General features: G+C 26.4%; 16 protein-coding genes. 9 read left to right on the plus strand and 7 right to left on the minus strand.

All coding sequences use genetic code 4. The features are described from left to right. The first annotated feature begins 29 nt into the window (after positions 1–29). The 9 genes from ACJA25_RS01860 (at position 30) to deoC (ending at position 14,518) form a co-directional block, all read left to right on the plus strand. The gene (locus ACJA25_RS01860) at positions 30–1,016 is read left to right on the plus strand and encodes a glycosyltransferase (protein WP_406614809.1); all 987 of its coding nucleotides are present in this window, start codon (positions 30–32) and stop codon (positions 1,014–1,016) included. A 681-nt stretch (positions 1,017–1,697) separates the two neighbouring features. Continuing rightward, on the plus strand, positions 1,698–3,851 hold the full coding sequence (locus ACJA25_RS01865; RefSeq protein WP_406614811.1) for an ATP-dependent helicase: 2,154 nt from the start codon (positions 1,698–1,700) through the stop codon (positions 3,849–3,851). Positions 3,852–3,958: 107 nt separating this feature from the next. Further along, positions 3,959–4,585 (plus strand): uracil phosphoribosyltransferase, encoded by a 627-nt coding sequence (gene upp / locus ACJA25_RS01870; RefSeq protein ID WP_406614813.1) that lies wholly within the window; start codon positions 3,959–3,961, stop codon positions 4,583–4,585. Between the two features lie 151 nt (positions 4,586–4,736). After that, entirely contained in the window at positions 4,737–5,834 is a 1,098-nt protein-coding gene (locus ACJA25_RS01875; RefSeq protein WP_406614815.1) for a DNA-methyltransferase, read from the plus strand. Between the two features lie 47 nt (positions 5,835–5,881). After that, the gene (locus ACJA25_RS01880; RefSeq protein WP_406614817.1) at positions 5,882–8,962 is read left to right on the plus strand and encodes an MPN527 family putative ECF transporter permease subunit; all 3,081 of its coding nucleotides are present in this window, start codon (positions 5,882–5,884) and stop codon (positions 8,960–8,962) included. Positions 8,963–9,070: 108 nt separating this feature from the next. Beyond that, the gene (gene lon, locus ACJA25_RS01885; protein ID WP_406614819.1) at positions 9,071–11,623 is read left to right on the plus strand and encodes an endopeptidase La; all 2,553 of its coding nucleotides are present in this window, start codon (positions 9,071–9,073) and stop codon (positions 11,621–11,623) included. Between the two features lie 207 nt (positions 11,624–11,830). Further along, positions 11,831–12,535, plus strand: coding sequence for a purine-nucleoside phosphorylase (gene deoD / locus ACJA25_RS01890; protein ID WP_406614821.1), 705 nt, complete (start codon positions 11,831–11,833; stop codon positions 12,533–12,535). A 1-nt stretch (position 12,536) separates the two neighbouring features. Next, positions 12,537–13,832: a pyrimidine-nucleoside phosphorylase gene (locus ACJA25_RS01895; RefSeq protein ID WP_406614823.1), complete on the plus strand. Its 1,296-nt coding sequence runs from the start codon at positions 12,537–12,539 to the stop codon at positions 13,830–13,832. 20 nt (positions 13,833–13,852) lie between these two features. Beyond that, positions 13,853–14,518 (plus strand): deoxyribose-phosphate aldolase, encoded by a 666-nt coding sequence (gene deoC, locus ACJA25_RS01900; RefSeq protein ID WP_406614825.1) that lies wholly within the window; start codon positions 13,853–13,855, stop codon positions 14,516–14,518. Between the two features lie 45 nt (positions 14,519–14,563). Here the strand turns inward: deoC and ACJA25_RS01905 are convergent, their stop codons facing one another. From ACJA25_RS01905 to ACJA25_RS01935, 7 genes are all read right to left on the minus strand, one after another. Continuing rightward, positions 14,564–15,463 carry a UTP--glucose-1-phosphate uridylyltransferase gene (locus tag ACJA25_RS01905; RefSeq protein ID WP_406614827.1) on the minus strand — a complete coding sequence of 300 codons (900 nt, stop codon included), beginning with the start codon at positions 15,461–15,463 and terminating at the stop codon, positions 14,564–14,566. Between the two features lie 16 nt (positions 15,464–15,479). Further along, positions 15,480–16,208 (minus strand): glycerol-3-phosphate 1-O-acyltransferase PlsY, encoded by a 729-nt coding sequence (plsY, locus tag ACJA25_RS01910; RefSeq protein WP_406614829.1) that lies wholly within the window; start codon positions 16,206–16,208, stop codon positions 15,480–15,482. A 13-nt stretch (positions 16,209–16,221) separates the two neighbouring features. Beyond that, a complete protein-coding gene (locus ACJA25_RS01915) occupies positions 16,222–17,229 on the minus strand; it encodes a nicotinate phosphoribosyltransferase (RefSeq protein WP_406614831.1) in 1,008 nt (335 codons plus the stop codon). 84 nt (positions 17,230–17,313) lie between these two features. Further along, positions 17,314–18,867, minus strand: a complete 1,554-nt coding sequence (locus tag ACJA25_RS01920) for a hypothetical protein (protein WP_406614833.1) — start codon at positions 18,865–18,867, stop codon at positions 17,314–17,316. After that, positions 18,842–19,669, minus strand: coding sequence for an ABC transporter permease (locus ACJA25_RS01925; RefSeq protein ID WP_406614835.1), 828 nt, complete (start codon positions 19,667–19,669; stop codon positions 18,842–18,844). The genes ACJA25_RS01920 and ACJA25_RS01925 overlap by 26 nt, the downstream gene beginning before the upstream one ends. Continuing rightward, on the minus strand, positions 19,662–20,498 hold the full coding sequence (locus ACJA25_RS01930; RefSeq protein ID WP_406614837.1) for an ABC transporter permease: 837 nt from the start codon (positions 20,496–20,498) through the stop codon (positions 19,662–19,664). Before ACJA25_RS01930 ends, ACJA25_RS01925 begins: the two co-directional genes overlap by 8 nt. After that, positions 20,482–21,861: an ABC transporter ATP-binding protein gene (locus ACJA25_RS01935; protein ID WP_406614839.1), complete on the minus strand. Its 1,380-nt coding sequence runs from the start codon at positions 21,859–21,861 to the stop codon at positions 20,482–20,484. The genes ACJA25_RS01930 and ACJA25_RS01935 overlap by 17 nt, the downstream gene beginning before the upstream one ends. Positions 21,862–21,916 lie beyond the last annotated feature (55 nt).

Consider the following 21,916-nt stretch of genomic DNA (forward strand, 5'->3'; position numbering starts at 1 on the left):
TTCAACAATAAATAAAGGAGACGGAGAGTATGAAAATATCTATAATTTCACCAATTGTTAATGGCGATAAAGAACTAAGAGAATTTTTATCTGAAATGCAAAATCAAAATTATCAAGATTTTGAAATTATTTTAGTTTTTAATAGTATCAATAAGAAAATTTATTCTACTTTAAACAATTATCTTGATTTTTTTGGTTCAAGACTAAAATTCATTGTAAATTCAAATAAGCAAACATTACAAGATAATATTATTGCTGCTTGAAAAATAATGTCAGGAGAATATTTTAATATTCTTTTTAGCAACAATAATATTCGTTTTTACTTCTTGAACTCAATGAAAAATTTAATCAATGATTTTCACACTGATGTAATTGAATTTAAACCACGTTTAGTTGGTTCAATAAGATGAAAACCAAAGGCTAGATTAGAATGTGATAAAACTTACAACATTAAAGATGAACCAGATTTTTTAGCTTATTCTTATCCTTTTATTTCTAATAAACTTTTCAAAAAAGAACTTGTTGAAAGTTTATTAAAATACAAACCTAGTTTTACAAATGATTACAATTTCGCAGTTGAATTAAACTACTTATTACTAATGAATGCTAAAACATATTCTTACAATGATCGCAGAATCATTAGAGAATATATCAATTATGATTCATGAATGAATCCTAAAAACTTTATTTCACAATTCAAAAGAATAATTGAAATTTCTAAAACTAAAGAAATGAAAATTACCCAAGAATTGGAATATGCTAGAATTTATTTTTTTCAAATCATTTTAGCAGGGATTTTAGGACTAGCTTCTTTCATTAACAAAGATGAATATAAAGAAAAAAGATCTTATCGTTTAGTTGAAGAACTAGAAGTACTGATTAATAAAGAGATTGAAAAAAATCAAAAATTTTACAACACTAATATGTATATGTGTAAAGATAGGGACGAGATTAAATATCTTCGTGAGTTAAAACCTACTAAAAAATGAAACGAGTTGTTATCAAGTCTTGAATAAAAATAATTTACACAAAAATGCTTCATTTTGAACACATTTAATTTCGAATACACTTGATTTTTGAATTGTTTTTAGTCTTTTATACATTAATTATTTTGCTTTTTTAAAACACGAAATTGTTCAAAAATATTCATATTATTTATTTTTTGTATTTTCAATTTTGATTTTATTAATTTATTTTTTGATAATTCCTTATTTTCTAAATATTAGAACTTTTGGAGTTTTCATAATTCGAAAACAAATAATTGTTAATTTTTTATCTATTAAATGAAAAAAAATTAAAATCATTTTTTTTAGATACACTTTTAATTTTCTTTATTGAGCAATCATTTTTTTGCTCTTTATACTTTTTATCAAAAAAGAAGATTTTATAGAATTTAAAAAAATATTAGAACTTATAAAAGAAAAACGAATTAATTTATACATGAACAAAAAACTTTTGTTTTTTTATCAAATAATCTCAATTTTATGTAGCTTGTGATTTTTGATTGCTTTAATAAATTATTGTTTAATAATTTTTAAAAAAAATAAATTAGGCCTAAAAGAAATTATTAGTAACACTCGAATGGTTGATTTTAAACATTTTGAAGCATCTGACCTTATAAAAGAAACAATAATTTATCCTAATAAAATAACAAATAAAACTTTTTCATATTATGAACAAGAACAAAAGGAGTACTAATGACTAAAAGAGAAATGATTTTTGCAGATTTAAACAAAGAACAAGAAGAAGCTTTGTTATATTTTGATACTCCCTTACGTTTAATCGCGGGTGCTGGTTCTGGAAAAACAAGAGTATTAACTAGGAAAATAGCTTTTTTAATTAATGAAATAGGTATTCCTGCTAATCAAATATTGGCAGTTACATTCACTAACAAAGCAGCTGCAGAAATGCAAGAAAGAGTACAACAATATTGCAATCTACAAGAGGAAGAAAAAATTAATGCTCAAACCTTTCATTCCCTTTGTGCAAAAATATTAAGAATAGATGGCGAAGAAATAGGTATTAAACGTGATTTTGTTATTATTGACGAAATTGAAAAGAAACAAATAATCAATAGAATTTGCAAAAATATTGATTATGACCCAGATAATATTGATACTAAAAGTTTAATTAAACTTTTTTCTTGAGCAAAAGTTAATATGTTTGATAAAGAAGAACTAGAGCAACAAATGCTCAAAAAAGATGATTTAAATAAAGTCATTTTAAATCTTTATGAAAAATATAATGAAACTCTTAAAAAAGAAAAATATTTAGATTTTGATGATTTAATCATTAAAACCAATGAATTGTTTAAAAAATCACCAATTGCTGTTGATAGATGAAGCAAAATGTATTCATTTATTTTAGTTGATGAATTTCAAGACACTTCATTACAACAATATGAAATTTTAAAAGTTTTAACTTCTAAAAATGCTCATATTACCATTGTTGGTGATCCTGATCAAACTATTTATAGTTGAAGAAAAGCTGATGTAAATTTAATTTTAAATTTTGATAAAGACTTTCCTAATACTAAAACCATAGTTTTAAATACTAATTATCGTTCTACTAAAAAGATTTTAAATGCAGCTAATAATTTAATTAAACATAATTCAAAAAGATTTATCAAAGATTTAGTTACTGAAAATGAAGAAGGTGATGATATAGTTTTTAATCATGCCTTTAGTCAAGAAGCAGAAGCTAGATGAGTGATTCAAAAAATTAACGAATTAAAAAAGAACAAAGTTCAACTTAAAAATATTGCGATTTTTTATAGATCTAACTGATACTCACGTATTTTTGAAGAAGCATTAATTAACGAAGGTATTCATCACAAAATTTTTAGTGGTCAAAAGTTCTTCCATAGAAAAGAAATCAAAGATGCTTTGGCCTTTTTAAGAGTAATTTATGATGGTTCTGAGGTTTATTTACAAAGAATTTTAAATGTTCCGCCTAGAAAAATTGGGGTAGTTGCTTTAGAAAAAATTGAAAAGAAAGTTAAAGAAACCGGATTAAGTCTTTATGACACATTAGTTGAATATCATAAAGATTTGAAATTCCCAAAAGAAACAGTAAAAGAAATTGTTAATCTTTTAAACTCAATAAAATTCTGCAGAAAAGCATTGGAAACAAATAAAATTTCTCTTGTTTTAGAAGAAATGTTAAATAGAGTTAATTATTATGAATATATAAAAGCTGATCCAAATTTAAGAGGAACTGCTTTAGAAAATGTAAAAGAATTAATTAACTCGATTGATGAATGAGAAAGAAAAAATCCTGACAAGAAAATTAATCAGTACCTTGAGCATGTTTCCTTATTATCTGCAGGTGATGAATTTGATAACTTTTCAAATTATGTTTCATTAATGACGGTTCACGCTGCTAAAGGGTTAGAATTCGAAAACGTTTTTATTGTTGGTTTATCAGACCAATTGTTCCCACATAATCGTTCATTAACTTCATCTGATGATGAAAAAGAACAACTTGAAGAAGAAAGAAGATTAGCCTACGTTGCTATTACTAGAGCTAAAAAGAGATTATTTATTTCTGATTCTCGAGGAACTTTATTTGACACAAAAACAGAAAAAATTCCATCTCGTTTTATTTCAGAAATGGGCATTAATATTGATGATTTTATTATTCAAAATAATATAGTTAGCAATTTTGATGAAGAAAATGATAATAAAAAAGCAAACAATAAAATTATTGTAGGTGATTATATAAGTCACACCACTTTTGGTGAAGGACAAGTTGTGTATGTGGACAATTGAAGTATTGAAGTTAAATTTTTAAAATTTGAAGATACTAAAAAATTGTCAAAAAATCATAGTTCAATTCGTTTATTAAAATAAACTCTTTTTTATTTAAACCATATTGTCTAAAAAGTATGGTTTTTATTTTAAAAAATAATTGTATTAATATTAATATAATTAATATCGATAATAAAAGTAGGAGAAATATGTTAAAGGTTATTAATCATCCATTAATATCTATTAAATTAACCAATATGAGAGATATTAATGCTAATCATTCAATTTTTAGACAAAATTTAAATGAAATTGCTTCATTAATGGTTTACGAAATTTTAAGAAATTACCAAACAAAAAGTAAAGTTATAGAAACTCCTTTACACAAAAAATATGAAGGGCAAACATTTGACAAATCAATTGTTTTAGTTCCAATTTTAAGAGCTGGTTTAGGTATGCTTGACGGACTATTAGAACTTGTTCCTGAAGCAAGAGTGGGGCACATTGGAATGTATAGAGATGAAACCACTTTTAAAGCTAAAGAATATTTTTACAAAATGCCTAACGTATCTAAAGATAGCTACATTTTTGTAGTTGATCCAATGTTAGCAACTGGTGGTTCTGCTGTTGATGCTATTACTAGATTGAAAAAAGATGGTTTTACTAACATCCATTTAGTTTGCTTAGTTGGAGTTAAAGATGGGGTTAAAAATATTGAAAACCACTTTGGAAAAGAATTTGAAATTTATTTAGCTTCATTAGATGAAAAATTAAATGAAAATAGATACATTGAACCTGGTTTAGGTGATGCGGGAGATAGAATTTTTGGTACTAAATAAATAGTGTTTAAAAATTAAAGCACTTAAAAAAATTAGTTATTTACTAATATTTTTTGCATTTTTATATAAAAAACAATAATTTAAAACTTTTTTAAATAAAATCGCTAGTAATTGTACAAATTTATTTGGTTAAAAAATAAAAGGAGTAATTATGGAAAAGAATTTGATTTATCAAGGTGATACCATAGAAGTAATGAAGACTTTACCAGATAAAACTTTTGATTTTTGCTTCGCTGATCCACCATATTTTATGCAATTAGAACCAAATAAAAAATTGTATAGAGTTGAGGGTACAGAATTTAAGGGTTGTGATGACGAATGAGATAAGTTCCCATCAATGCAAGAATATATTAATTTCACTAGAAAATGATTAACAGAAGTAAAAAGACTATTAAAAGATAATGGAACAATTTGCTTAATTTCTGGTATGCAATCTATATATGAAATTGGAGCAATTTTACATGAATTAGATTTTTGAATTCTTAACGATATCATTTGAGAAAAATCTAATCCAACCCCAAATTTTGGTGGTACAAGATTAAATAATAGTCACGAAACTTTAATTTGAGCAGCTAAAAGCAAAAAATCTAAATTTAGTTTTAATTATAAAACTGGCAAAAAATTAAATAACGATAAGCAAATGGGCTCAATTTGAAAATTCCCTATTTGCTCTGGTAATGAAAGACTTAAGGATGAACAAGGAATTAAAATCCATAGCACTCAAAAGCCAGAAGCTTTATTGCACCGAATTATAACTTTATTTACTAAACCAAACGATTTAATTTTAGATCCTTTTGGTGGAACAATGACCACAGGTGTGGTTGCTAAAAAATGCGGTCGGAATTATGTTTTAATTGAAAAAGATTCTAAATACATTAAATATGGTAAAAAACGTTTAGATCAAGTTGAACCACAAATTGGTGAAATCGAAAATGCTATTTATGATATTAAACCCTTAAAAGTTTCTTTTAAAGAAATGGTCAAAGATAAATATTTAATTATTGGTGAAAAATTTATTCATAACAATGGACAAGAAGCTATATTAATGAATGAAAATGGTCAATTAGAGTATTTAGGAAAAGTTGATTCTATGCACCAAACAGCTGCCACAATGTTAAATAAAAAAATAAGAGTTAATGCCTTTGATTATTTAAATGTAATTCGCGATGGTCAATTAGTTTCCATTTCTAAAATCAGAGATGATTATCGAAAAAAGTTGCGAATATTGCAAACAAAAACTAAAGTGTAAACAAAATTTATAATTAAAACCATTACTATTTATAAATAGGGGAGAATATGAAGAATTCTAGTTATAAGAATATAACTACAAAAGATATTTTACATAGTGCGGTTACATTGGCATTAGCTATAATTATTGACTTTTTTTCTTCAACTTTTTTACACTTTCCTTTCACTAACTTTTTAAAATTTAACTTATCACTTATTTGTATTTTTATTGCTTACAAAAAAGCCAATATTTTATATGCAATTGCTATTTCAATAATTCTTTTTTTAGTAGGACCTGCTTATGGTTCTAAGGGATATGATTTGGTAGGACTATTAGGACATTTTCTTTTATTTCTTTCTCAATTTATTTTTTTAATGACTTATTATCTTTTTGAAAAAACTTCTTTGGTTTTAAAAAAAGATAAGCAGTCAAAAATATCTTTGAAAAAATCAATTGCCTTATTAAGTTTTTCAATTCTAATAACTACTTGTTTTTTAACACTTATTAATGTTTTTTGAAGCACTCCTACTTATTTTAGACTTTTAAATTTTATTAAAAGTGAAGCCAATAAGTCCTTATTACAAATAGCTATTGATAACTATCAAACCAAATTCAAATTATTTTTTTTTAATTTAAATAATTACTTTCTAGGTACATTTGCTGTCTTTTTTACATTTAACCTATTAAATCTATCTATTAATTCTTTTTTTATTTTTATTCTTTTAAAATTTGATTATAAAACCAATGCATTAACTAATAAACAAGATTTAGACCAAAATCTAAACACAAAGGAAAATATGAAAAATAACCAAAATTATAATCACCAAAAAATCGAAAAAAAATGACAAGATTTTTGACTAAAAAATAAATCATTTGAACCAAGTGATGATTTTTCTATTGAAAAAAAATACATTCTTACAATGTTCCCTTACCCTAGTGGTAACTTGCATATGGGTCATGTTAGAAACTATACAATTGGTGATGCAATAGCTAGATATTTTAGAAGAAAAAAATATAACGTTCTTTTTCCTTTTGGTTGAGATGCTTTTGGTCTTCCTGCTGAAAATGCTGCTATTAAAAATAATATTCATCCTAAAGAATGAACCTACAAAAATATTGAAAGAATGGATGAGCAAATTAAAAGTTTAGGTCTTTCTTATTCTTGAGATCGTGAATGTATCACCGCTGATCCTATTTATACTAGATGAGAACAAGAAATTTTTATAAAGTTTTGAGAAAAAAATCTAGTTTATACTAAAAAAACTAATTTAAACTTCTGTGAGAAAGATCAAACTGTTTTAGCAAATGAACAAGTTATTGGCAATAAATGTTGAAGATGTGATGAACCAGTAGTTCAAAAGGAAATGGAACAATATTATTTAAAAATTTCTGAATATGCAAATGAACTAGATAACGATTTAAAAACTCTTGCTAACCATTGGCCTGAAAAAGTTCTATTGATGCAAAAAAATTGAATCGGACTAGAAAATGGTTATAGTTTTTCTATTGACATTCAAATCGATCTAAAAACTAATTATGAATTAAAAATATTTGTTAATGAAAAAGAACAAATCAATAATATTTCATATCTAGCAATAAACGCTACTCATGAATTTGTCCAATTTTTAAAAGATAGAAATCTTTTAGATGCTTCTTCAATTGAAAAAATTAGCGAAATTAAAGCTAATGCTAATAGCAAAAAATTTACTAAATTAGGTTTAGCATTGCCTTTTAAAGCTATTAATAAAGCGAATGGTCAACAATTACCAATTTGAATTACTGATTTTGCTTCTGCATCTGTTGATCCTAAACATTTAGTTTTAGCAAATGTTCAAACTTCAAAATCACAATTAGAATTTGCTGAATTTAACAAAATAAAAATAGCAAAGCAACAACAAAACAAATTAAATGAAGCACATGTTGAACAAAGTAAAAAAATGAATTTACAGGATTGAGGTATTTCTCGTCAAAGATATTGAGGAACCCCAATTCCAATGATTAGATGTAATTCTTGTGGTTTAGTTCCTGAAAAAATTGAAAATCTTCCAATTCTTTTACCTGAAAAAATAAACTTGAAAGTTTCGGGTAATCCATTGTCGCATGCTAAAGAATGATTAAAAACCAAATGTCCAAAATGTAAACAAGATGCTACTAGAGAAACAGATACTTTTGATACCTTCTTTGAATCATCATGATATTTTTTAAGATATACTACTAGCAAAAAATATTGACAAAAACAAATGTTTAATCAGGAAGAACTAAAATATTGACAAAATGCTGATGAATACATTGGTGGTGTTGAACATGCAATTATGCATTTACTTTATTCAAGATTTTTTACCAAAGCATTAAATGATTTAAATTTAATTCCTTTTAGAGAACCTGCTTCTAATTTATTAACTCAAGGTATGGTGCTTAAAAATGGTGAAAAAATGTCTAAATCAAAAGGTAATATAGTTAATCCGTTAGAAATTATTGAAAACTATGGAGCTGATACTGCACGTTTATTTATTTTATTTGCTGCTCCACCAGAAAAAGAATTAGAATGATCTGATAAAGGTATTGAAGGTTCTTATCGTTTTATTAAAAAATTACTTAGTAGAATTGACACTATTGATACTAAAAGTAATTTTAAAAATATTGAACATCAAAACCTAAGTGAACTAGAACAAAAAGCAAGGATGAAATTATTCCAAACATTACAAAAGCAAGAAGAGATTTACAACAATAGAAGAAATGCTTATGCTTTTAATACTTTAATAGCTTCTGTTATGGAAGTATGAAATGCTTATGAAGACATTGAAAATAAAACTTTATTAACTGAATTTTATTATGTAGTTTTAAATATTTTAGAACCTTTTATTCCTCACATTTGTTGAGAATTAAGTAATAAATATTTTAAAAATGAAAACTTATATGATTTTACAATTGACAAAAATGCTTTAGAAAGCAACGAAGTCAAATATCCAATTACTATCAATGGTAAAATCAGAGGTGAAATTCTAGTTGATAAGAATTTAAGTAAAGAAGAAATTATTTCTTTAGCTAAAGAAAATGTCCAAGCATTTTTAGAAAAAAATAATTTAACAATTACTAAAGAAATTTTTATTCCAAATAAAATTATCAACTTTGTAGTTGTTGCGAAATAGTGCTGTTTTTATTAAATTAGCACTTTTATTGTTAGAGTGCTAATTTTTGTATATAATTTTATGAGCAAAAATCTAGACCTTTATTGCTTTATTAAAAAAGGAGAAAAAATGAAGGCAAAACATATAGTAATTTTTAATGATATTGTTTATCAAGGTCACCACAGAGAAATACAAATAGAAGATCCAAAAATTGTAGATTTCTTCGAAATATGCAAAGAGCAAGATCAAAAAGTAATTTTACTTTTCCCTAAAAAGAAATATCTTACAAACAAAAATAAAAAATTTATTTACGAAAATCTTTCATTAACTAATGAAGATGTTTTTGAATTAGGGGTTTTATGTAAAATAAATAAAGTTACTAAAAAGAAATCTGCTCCTTCTATTATTAATTTAAAAGCAATTAATAGAGTTAAAGTTTCTTTTGATAAAACTGCTATTGGACTAAATAGTGATAAATTTATTTTACATACTGTTGATGAACTTCCTTATTCAAAATATGAATATAAATGTGCTAAAACATTTGAACCAGTTTATCAAAAAGATATTGACAAAATCGACAAATTATTAAGTGAACTTAAAAATAAGAATATTGAGATTTTAACTTTTGATGATACTTCTAACGAAACCTCTTCATTATTTTCAGGTGAAGAAGAAGGAATTGTTGATTTTATCAACATTTTAGCTGGTTGCTTAGTTCTACCATATGAAAAAAAATATGAACTATTTTTTCTTTTATCAGTTGATGAACAAATTCAATTCATCATTAACTTCCTTGAAAGTGAACAACAAACTATTGATGTAAACGATGAAATTGAAAAGAAAGTTAAAAAGAATCTTGAAAAACAACAAAGAGATTTTATTTTAAGAGAAAAACTTAAAGCTATTAAAGATACCTTAGATGATGGTGATAATGGTGAAGAAATTGATGATGAATATAGTAAGAATATTAATGATGAAAAATTAAAACAAATCTATCCCGAATCTATTCAAAAAATCATCAAAAATGAAGCAGATCGTCTAAAGGGAATGATGACTGGTTCGCCAGATTTTGCTTTAAGTCAAAATTACATTAGCACTTTGAAAAAACTTCCTTGAAGAAAAGTTGAAAAAGAATCGCTTGATATTAAATATGCTAGAAAAATTCTTGACAAATATCATTATGGTTTAGAAAAAGTAAAAGAAAGAATTATTGAATATATCGCATTAATTATCAATCAACAAAAACATAATAAAATTGATCAAAATTCATTGATTTCAATCGATGATGAAAATATGATTGATTTAAATCTTTTTAAAGAAACTCAAGAAACCAAAAGCAAAAATCAAGAAACCTTTAATAATGTTCCTATCTTAACTTTGGTTGGCCCTCCAGGAACTGGAAAAACTTCGTTAGCTAAAGCTATTGCTCAAGCTTTAAATAAAAAGTTTATTAAGATTTCCTTAGGTGGAGTTCATGATGAATCAGAAATTCGTGGACATCGAAGAACTTACGTTGGTTCAATGCCAGGTAAAATCATTAAAGGAATTCAAAAAGCCAATGTTTCTAACCCATTAATTTTATTAGATGAAATTGATAAAATGGCTTCTGACCATAAAGGCGATCCTGCATCAGCGATGTTAGAAGTATTAGATCCGGAACAAAATGCTAAATTTCAAGATCACTATTTAGATACTGAATATGATCTATCAAAAGTAATTTTTATTGCTACCGCTAATTACTATGAAGATATTCCAGCGCCTTTATTAGATCGTGTGGAAATTATTGAATTAAGTAGTTATACCATTAATGAAAAAGTTAAAATTGCTCGTAATCATTTAATTCAAAAAACTATAGAACAAGCTTCTTTAACTCCTGAACAATTCAAAATTGAAGACGATATTATCGAATTTATTATCAAAAACTATACTTCAGAAGCTGGAGTTAGAGGTTTAAAAAGATCGCTAGATAAAATCGCAAGAAAAATTGTTGTTAAAGTAATTGATTCTAAAGATGAAATTAAAGAATTTAAAATTGATAAAAAAGTAGTTCAAGACTTTTTAGGTGTTCCTATTTTTAGTGAAAACGAAAATGAAAAAGAAGCTCAAATTGGTTTAGTTAATGGACTTGCTTTTACTTCTTTAGGTGGAACCACTTTACAACTTGAAGTAACTACCTACCCAGGTAAAGGTGATTCAATTAAACTTACAGGGCAATTAAAAGATGTAATGCAAGAATCAGCACAAATTGCTCTTTCTTACGTTAAAGCCAATGCTAAGAAATTCGAATGTGATAAATTTGATTTCGAAAATAATCAAATTCACATTCACGTTCCTGAGGGCGCTATTCCTAAAGATGGACCTAGTGCTGGAATTACCTTTACTACCGCTATTATTTCTGCATTAAGTAAAAAACCTGTACCTACAAATATCGGAATGACCGGGGAAATTACTTTAAGAGGTAAAGTTTTAGAAATTGGTGGTTTAAAAGAAAAATCATTTGCTGCTTACAAAAAAGGAATAGACACAGTATTTATTCCTAAAAACAACAAAAAGAATTTAATTGAATTTCCAAAAGAAGTAACTGATTTTATTAAATTTATCCCTGTTTCAGAATATGAACAAGTATATGAATATATATTTAAAAATCCTGAAAAATCGAAAGTAAAAAAATCACAAAAATAATTTAAAATGCAAAAATTGAACAATAATTTTTATTGTTCTTTTTTATTTTTTTAACAAAAAAACTTTGTTATTTCTTCATTGATTATCGCTTAATAAAAAGCAAATGTGATATCATTAAAAAGATTAGTTTTTCTAAATATTTTTATATTTATTTTTTTACTTTTTTTACTATAAAAACTAACAATTAATTTAAATAAAAGGAGAAAAATGACCCCACATATAAATGCTAAAAAAGGAGAAATTGCTAAGACCGTTTTAATGCCTGGTGATCCTTTAAGAGCTAAGTTTATTGCTGAAACTTTTTTAGATCCTGGATATAAACTAGTAAATAGCGTTAGAAATGCTTTTATGTACACCGGTACATATAAAGGAAAACCTATAACAATTGCTGCTAGCGGTATGGGATGTCCTTCAATTGGTATTTATTCTTATGAATTATTTAATTTTTATGATGTAGATACTATCATTAGAATTGGTTCAGCTGGTTCATACGAAAAAGATTTAAAAATTTATGATGTTGTTTTAGCTAAAGATGCTATTGCTGATAGTAGTGCATTTAGAGAATTAGTAATTGGAGACAAATCAAATATTTCACTTCCAAGTAAAAAGACCAATGAAAAAATTCTAGCAATTGCTAAAAAATTAAATATTCCTGTAAGTGAAAAAAGAGTTCATTCATCAGATGTATTTTATGCTTCAGTTTCTTTAGAACAAAGAATCAAAACTACTCAAGCATCATGTGTTGAAATGGAATCATATGCTTTATTTACCAATGCTGAAAAATTAGGCAAAAATGCTGCTTGCTTATTAACTATTAGTGACAATTTAATAACTCATGAAATCACTAGCGCAGAAGAAAGACAAACAGCATTTACTAAAATGATGCAAATAGCATTAGAAATGGCAGAATAAAATGAGAGTAGTTGATTTAATAGAAAAAAAGAGATTAAACAAACCTTTATCTACTGAAGAAATTAAATACCTTATTGATAGCTACGTTGCAGGAAAAACTCCCGATTACCAAATGGCTGCTTTTATTATGGCTGTTATGTTTAACGGGATGACAAATGAAGAAATCAATGTTTTAACTTCAACAATGATGAATTCTGGAAAAGTAATGAACTTAAAAGAAATCCCAGGAATTAAAGTTGATAAACATTCAACTGGTGGAGTTGGAGATAAAACTACTTTAGCAGTAGCACCGATTGTAGCTGCATTAGGTGCTCCTGTTGCTAAAATGTCAGGTAGAGGACTAGGACACACTGGTGGAACCATTGATAAACTAGAATCTATTCCTGGTTTTCATGTTGAATTAACTGACAAACAATTTATTGAACAAGTTAAAAAACATAAAATCGCTGTTATTGGACAATCAAATGAAATGGTTCCTGCTGACAAAAAATTGTATGCTCTAAGAGACGTAACTAATTGTGTACAATCAATTCCTTTAATTGCTTCAAGTATTATGTCTAAAAAATTAGCTACTGGTTCAGATGCTATTTTATTGGATGTTAAATGTGGTAAAGGTGCTTTTATGAAGGATCTTGATGAAGCAAGATTATTAGCAACAACAATGATCAACATCGGAAAAGGTTTAGGTGTTGATGTTAGAGCAGAAATTACCAATATGAATAGACCAATTGGTCGTGAAATTGGTAATAAAAACGAAGTTCTAGAAGCAATTAAAACCTTACAAGGCCAAGGACCAGAAGATTTTAATGAATTAGTATTTTCTTCTTGTGCAACAATTTTGGAACAAGCAAAATTAGTAAAAACTCACGAAGAAGCTATTGAAAAGATTAAACAAGTAATTGCTAATGGAAAAGCATTAGAAAAATTCTATGAATTCATTGAACTTCAAGGTGGAGATTTAAAAGCATTAAAATCTAAAGATTTTTGAAAACCTAAATATAGTTTAGAAGTCAAAGCTGAACAAGATGGTTTTGTTGAAATCTATGATAGTTTAACTTTTGGTATCGTTGCTATGAAACTTGGTGCTGGAAGAGCAACTAAAGAAGATAGTATTGATTTTGAAGCAGGTATTTCGATTGCTAAAAAAACCAATGAAGCTGTTAAAAAAGGTGAAACAATGTTCACTTTATATTCTTCAAAACCAATTGAAAAAACTTTGCTTAATGAATTAAAACAAAGTTATAAAATTAATAATGCTAGAATTGAAAATAAAATTATTTTAGATAAATTAAGTTAATTAAAAAAGATAAGGAAAAAATGACTCAATACAACAAATTAATCGATCACACATTCTTAAAACCAAATGCTACTAAAGCAGATATCGATAAATTAATTGCTGAAGCAAAAAAATACGAATTTAAAACAATTTGCATTAATTCTTCATGAATTCCATACTGTAAAAAAGAATTAGCAAAAACTACTATTGGTATTACTTCTGTTATTGGTTTCCCTCTTGGTGCTTGTACAAGCGCTACAAAAGCATTTGAAGCTAAAGAAGCTATCAAATTAGGTGCTGACGAAATCGATATGGTTATTAATATTGGAAAATTTAAAGACCATGAATACGAATATGTTTTACAAGACATTAAAGAAGTTAAAAAAGCTTGTGGTAAAAACACTTTAAAAGTTATTGTTGAAACCGCTCTTTTAGATGAAGAAGAAATCAAGAAAATAACCGAAATCGTTATGGAATCAGGTGCTGAATTCATTAAAACCTCAACCGGATTTTCAACTCGTGGAGCATCAGTTAGAGATGTTGAAATTATGAAATCAGTTTGTGGAGACAAATTATTAATTAAAGCTGCTGGTGGTGTTTCATCATTTGCTGATATGGAAGCAATGGTTAAAGCAGGCGCAAATCGTTTTGGTACTTCTCGTTCAGTAGCAATTATCGAAGGTAAACCAGCTACTGAAGGATACTAATTAAATCCTTTAATCAAAGATTTAAAAAATAAAGCCTCAAACGCTTTATTTTTTAAATTCAATTTTCTTAACAATAAAATCTAAAATCTCATCTCTAATTTCATCATTTTCTAGTGCGTAATCAATGTTTGCTTTAACAAAGCCTTCCATTGAGCCTAAATCGTATCTAATACCTTCAAAATTAAAAGCAAAAATCTTTTGTTTATATTTATCTTTTAAAATATCAAAAGCATCAACTACTTGCATTTCTTTATTCTTTTTAATTTTTAAAGTTGAAAAAACTTCTAGTATTTCAGGATTAAAAACATATCTTCCTAAAATCGCTTTATTTGATGGAGCATCTTTAGCTTCTGGTTTTTCAATTGCGGTTTCAATTTCAAAAGCATTTAAATTCTTTTCACTTTCGTTTTTAGGTTTTACAATTCCATATTTATTGATATTTTTGGTTTCTACTTCTTGAACCCCTAAAATATTAGCACCATTTGATTGATAATAAAAATCAATAAGTTGTTTAATAGCAGGAACTTTACTTTTTATTAAATCATCACCCAAAATAACTGCGAAAGGTTCATTACCAATATATTGTTTAGCACACATTAAAGCATGACCCAAACCTAATTGCTCAGTTTGAACAATTTTAGTAATTAAATGACTTCGATTAGTCTTTTTTACTTCTTGTAAAAGGCTTAATTTATTTTTTTGAATTAATTCTGCTTGTAATTCGTGATTAACTTCAAAGTAATCAATTAAATTATGTTTTCTTTCACTTATAATGATAATGATTTCTTCAATTCCTGATAATACAGCTTCATCAACTAAAAGATCAACCAAAGGACGATTTAACACTGGTACAAGTTCTTTATGAACTACTTTAGTCATTGGCAAGAACCTTGTTCCTCAACCAGCGGCAGGAATAATTAATTTTTTAATAGGTTTTATATTCATATTTGTTCCTTAAAGATTAATTAATCTTTTTAAAATATAATTTCTTTTCTTCTTTGTGAATTAGTCTTGTAATATTCGTGTGATGAGCAGCAATGATAATAATAGCAGCAATGCTATAAATTATTCCTTGGATATATCAAAGGTTTGATATTGGAAAACTCTTATTAATAGTAATATCAATAAAACCAATAACATTAAGTCATTTACCTGAAAAACTTAAAATCATTCAAGGAATAAAGGTAAAAGGAATAACGATAACTGCGGTTAAAATTGAAGCTAATGAAACATATCTAGAAATAAAAAAGATACTAAAGAAACTAATAGCAGCAATGACAAAGATAATTGGGTTTAAAGTTGCTAAAAAACCAACTGTACATGAAACCCCTTTTCCACCTTTAAATTTATGATAAATTGGAAAAATATGTCCAAAGATAATTCCAAAACCCATAAAGTGCGAAAATAAATAATATTTATCTACAAAAGTACTTAAACCGTGGTTAAAAACAATAATGGTAATTAAAGTGGGAATAAAGCATTTTAATGTATCAAAAGCAAAAACTATTAGACCAAACTTTTTCCCATAAGTTCTTAAACCATTAGTTGCTCCTGCATTACCACTATTTTGTTGTCTTAAATCTTCGTTATTTAACTTTTTGCTCATTACAATCGCAATATTGAATGAACCAATCAAATAACCTATTAATAGGATTAAAAAATTAAAAAGTATTGCGTAAAAAATATTCATAAATTCACCTTAACTATTTATAGATCTTCAACTTTGGATTAGGACGGTAATTTCTACCTTCTTTTGCTTCTAATTTTCCATTTAATAAAGTTGCATCAGCAGAAAAATTACAAATTAATTTAAACATTGATTGTCCTACACCATAAAAATCAACTGGAGTTTTTTGTTGTTCAAAATCTTTGATTTTATTTACATCAAAACCGGAAGAAACAACAATTTTAACATTATTGGCGCCTACTGAATCTAGTGCTTTACGTAAATTTTTAATCATTGTAGGATTAACTCCATATTCTGGACTTTGGCCATCAAACATATGATCAACCATATTTTTAGAAGTATCAATTCTAACTGCAAAAAGTTTTTCTTTTAACTTTTGGAATGAAGCAATCGAATCAGCAATTACGTTATTGTGATAATCGACCAATGAAATAATTTTGTTATTAGGAAAATGCTTTGCATATGCTTCCATTGCTTTAGTGGTATCACCAGCAAAATTTTGAATTAAGATATGTGGCACTGAACCAAAAGTACTAGTAATTTGTAAAGAATTTTGTGCTTGGGTAGAAACTGAAGTAATTCCCCCTAAAGCTACTGCTTTTCCATCAATTTCTTGCATTAAATAATGATCAGCACGATCTCCCATAAAAATTACTTGTTTTCCATTGGCTGCTTGAACACATTCATAAGCATTAGTTGCTAAAGAACTACTTCTTGATAGAATTCCATCAATCATTCCTTCAAATTTACCAAAATCTTGATAATGTCCTTCTAGTTCTAAAACCACTTCTAAATTTGAAATCTTTGACCCTTCAGGAAGATATTTGATTTTGTATTTAGAAGTATCAGTGTGCTTACTTAATAATTCTAAAACTTCGTTCATCCCTCCTAAAATGGAATTATCTCTTCTTTGAAAAAATTGTAAGGTAATTACATTGTTAGGATTTTCATTTTCTAAAATAGTTTTAGTTTTATGAAAATAAGAAGCAATATATTTATCTAGTTCATCATTTTTATTATTCATATTTTTAATCCTTGTAGTTGTATTATTGATTAGCAAAAAAATTATTAAGTTCAATAACAAACTTAATAATTATAAAAAATTTAATTAACCTTTTATTAATTTATTGTAATAAACGCTTAATTCTGAGAATAAATCATCAGAAATTGGTTTAATTGAAATATGTTCACCTTCGATTCGATAAAGTCTTTTAGCTCTTTGTTCTAATTCTTTATCTTCATCTTCTTCAAAATAATTGTCATAGATAAATTGATATTCTAACAAGTTAGTAGGAGTATAACCTATGTAGTTGAAATTATCAAAACCAGGATTATAACCATTTTCAAAGTGTGTTGGTCTTTGTTCTGGATCTGGATATTCTTTTTCTATTTGTGCTTCATCATTTTCTTTTTCTTGTGCTAATTGTTTGATTGCTTCATCGAAAACAATTTCTAACTTTGCTTTATTTTCATCAGTATCTGGATTGTTAAAGGTTTGATAAACATCAGTTCCGAATTTAGCTACACCTACTTGATAAAGTCTTTGATAGTTTGACATTCATGTTTGTCTAGCAACTTCATAAACGGTATCATCTAATTTGCTGCTTTTGTTGTTATTAATAACAAAACCATCAACTAATAATAAGTTTTTAAGGGGTCTTACGTATCTAATAGTTCCATTAGCTACATTTTTAAAATTGTCTTCTGAATAAAAAGCATCAATCCCATCACCATTATACATAATGGCAGCATTGATTTTAGAATGGGGATTTAAAAGCAAGTTTAATAATTCCAAACCATCAGATTTAAAATTGATATGTTTATCATTATTAACTGAATAACCAGTTCCATCATGAATTAATTTAACAAAGTTATTAATTAATAATTCATAAGTAGTAGAATAAACATTTCCATTAGCTTCATCATCAATTTGACTTCCACTAGTTAATTTTGACCGATAAGCAGATCCATATATTAAGTTATCTCTTATTGAGTTGGTAATTGCTCAAGAATCATAACCTTCTTTGCTTAAAGTTTTTAAAATATCAATCATTGGTGCTTTATTGTCAACCATTTTAGGAAAGTCAACATCTTTTGCTTCCTTGTTGATTTTGCTTGGATTATAGGCAATAATCGCATCTTGTGAATAATAAGGCAAAAAGTATTGTCATAAGTGTCTAGTTTCCTCATTGCCATTTTCATCTCTAAATTTGTTACCTCAGTAATCAGTTTTTAAATATTCATCATATTCTTGTAAATGATCTCAAATTTCTTTTCTTAAAAATGCTTTAGGACTTTTAATTCCTTTGCCAAAGATTTTTTCATAGTCAATCTTTTTTAATGCATTACGCTTAATTAAATTAACCGATTGGGAATCACTACCGATCCCAGCTACAGCTTTATTAGTTAAAATTGCTTTATTAAATTCTGCAATTTCTCCAAATTCTTTAAAATCAAATTTTTGGCTAATCTTTTGCATATTTTTTGGTGACATATATGATTGATAAGAATAAAAAGAAGGTTTAAACTTATTACTCATTTTAATCCCTAACATCACAATTAAAATAGTAAATAAGAAACCAAAAAACGCAAAAAAACCAAACTTTTTAGTTAAAACAACATTTTTAAAAAAGGATTTAATTTTGTTGTTGTTTTTTTTCATTTTTTTCTCCTTTTTTAATTCTAAAGACTTTAATTAATACATAAGTAAAGTTACCTACCAAAGTAATCATTAATAATGAAGCACCAACAACTAAGCCTCAAGGTTTAAATGTTCCTTCATACAATTTAGTCCCTAGTGTAGAAGCATTAGAAACAGTTCTCATAATGATAAAATCATCAAAACTAAAGAAAGTAGAAACTAAAGCCACAAAAATAATTGAAGGAATCATATATACAAAATAAGTTTTAAATCATGATCTAAACTTTGAATAACCTAAATCTTGTGAAGCTTCAAGTAAACTTATATTAAATTTAGAACTTCGAGGATACATTAATGTTATTCCGTATGGTAATACCATAACTGAATGTCCAACAATGGCTCTAACTATTCCTTCTTTCGAAAACGATAAAGTTCCAAAAAATAAACCGAAAACTAAAAATAAACCAATTGCTGTAATGTTGTCAGGATTAATTAAAGGTATATTATTTACCCCTTTAATTACTTTTCCATAGACTTTGTTTTTTTGTTTTCACATTCCGTAAACAGTTACTAAGGAAATAGAAATTACAATAATAGAAACAAAAAAGGCAATAATAATTGAATTAATTAAAGCAATTCCTCTTCCATCATTGAAAAAATCTTTTCAAGCAGTGGTTGAAAATTTATTTCAAACTGTATTTAAATAACCTTTTTCAGTTGGTTTATTAAATGAAAATATACCTGCAAAAGCCAAAGGAATGTAAGTAAAAATTAAAATTAAATAAATGTATGAACTTTTCATTATTTCTTTAAACTTATGCATTTTTTTCTCCTCTTCTATTGATTGCTTTAATAATCAATTTAGGTAGAAAAATAATCAATGAATAAGTACCAATAAAAATAATTGAAACTACTAAAACTAAGGTGCTTCCTAGACTTAAATCAAATTCATTTGATGGATTAGCATATCCATTTATTACTTCACCAATCATTTGTAATTGCGAACCATTTGGTAATAATTTAGAACTAATTACAAAGGTAGTAGCAGAAGAAAGGAAAATCAAACCAAATCCACTAATGATTGCTTTAAAACCATAAGGAATAACGATTTTGAAAATAGTTTGGAAACTATTGTAGCCTAAATCTTGTGATGCTTCAATAATGTTTCTAGGCATATCTTTAAAAACACTATATAAAGGCATTATCATATATGGCAAATTCAAATAAGTTAATGCTAAAATCATAAATCATTCAGCATTTAGTGATTCTTCTTCAAAAACTGAAAGAAAAAATCCACGAATAGCATAAATTTTTGCGATTGTGAAAATTAACATCGGGCTTAAAATCAAACTCAAACCATAAATTTTTAAAATTTTAGATTTAGAATTAGAAATAAAATAAGCATACGGAAAAGCAATAATCAAACATAAAATAGCAGATATGATTCCAATTTTCAATGATCTTCAAATAATTTTTCAAGTAGTTCATTGCTTAATCAATGATCAAGAATCGAAATTTGCTTTGGGTTTTAAAGCATTAATAATAATTAAAATAATAGGTAAAATTATTAAAAAGATAGCAATTAAAACATAAGGTAGTAGAAACAATAATCTACGATTAAGGTTTAGTTTTTTGTTAATTTTTAAATTCATTAGATTCGTAATCCCATTTGCTATCTTTATTCATTAAATGAATTGAATCAACAGTTCAACTTAAATAAACTTGTTGTCCAATTTCAAACTTTTTAGCTGTTTCAACAAAAATAATGTCCTTGGTTTCAAGTTCAATCTTAATATAGTAATAACTTCCCCGGTAAGCCATATTAATAATTTTTGCTTTTAGTTCATTTTCTTTATTTGTAGCAACATCTTCAATATCAATATCTTCTGGTCTAATTAAAACATCAACTTCTGTGTTTGGTTTAAATTGCTCATCGTTATGAATGGTAGGAAAAGTCATTTTTTCATTAAACATATTTACTTTTCCATTGCCCAAATAAATCCCGTTGTAAATGTTTGAATCACCAATAAATGATGCTACTCATTTGTTAATTGGATAGTCATAAATTTGCTTTGGAGTATCATATTGTTCAATTCTACCTCCACGCATAATTGCGATTTTGTCAGAAAGTTCTAAGGCTTCATCTTGATCGTGAGTTACAAAAATGAAAGTTTTTTGCAGTTTCTTTTGTAAGGTTCTTAATAAAACTTGCATTTTTTGTCTAATTTTTGCATCAAGTGCTGATAAAGGTTCATCGAGCAATAAAATTTCAGGTTCAATTACTAAAGATCTAGCTAAAGCAACTCTTTGTTTCATTCCACCAGAAAGTTGAGAAATAGATTTTTTTTCTGATCCTTGTAGTCCTACAAGTTCGATAATTTGTCTAATTTCTTGATTCATTTCTTCTTTTGTGATTCTTCTAGTTAGATATTTATTTTCAAATTTTTCAGTTTGTTGTAATACATAACTTTCTCAATATGAATAATTAAAATCCGATCTATCCAATCATTTTAATCTTCTTTTATATTGAATAGAATTAGGTTTCATAGTACGCATTTCTTTTTCGTACTGATCTTGTAATTTATCTAACTTTTTCTTTTCTAAAGCTGCTTTTTTTTCTCAAACACCTTGCTTAATTGCTAAGATTTTTTCATATTTAGGATTAATAACTTCTTTAGGATATCTTTTTAAAGCTAATCCATATTTAATATTACCTTCAACATTTAAATGAGTAAAAAGTGCATAGTCTTGAAAAATAGTAGATAAATCACGTTTATGAGGTGGTAAATCTTTAATATCTATTCCATAAAATTTAATTTCACCTCTAGTAGCCCTTTCAAAACCAGCAATCAATCTTAAAATTGTGGTTTTACCTGAACCCGAAGGTCCTAATAAAGTTACAAATTCTCCTTTTGTAATATCCAAATTAACATTGTCAAGAACTTTTTTATCATCAAATTCTTTAACAACATCCTTTAATTGGATAATATAAGGACTTTTATTTGTTTTAATCATTTTGCTCCTTGTTTATTTAGAAATTAAAAACAATAAAGTAATAAATACTTTAATT

The sequence above is a fragment of the Mycoplasmopsis hyopharyngis genome, assembly GCF_045276885.1.
In the GTDB taxonomy this organism is placed as follows: Bacteria; Bacillota_I; Bacilli_A; order Mycoplasmatales; family Metamycoplasmataceae; genus Mycoplasmopsis; species Mycoplasmopsis hyopharyngis.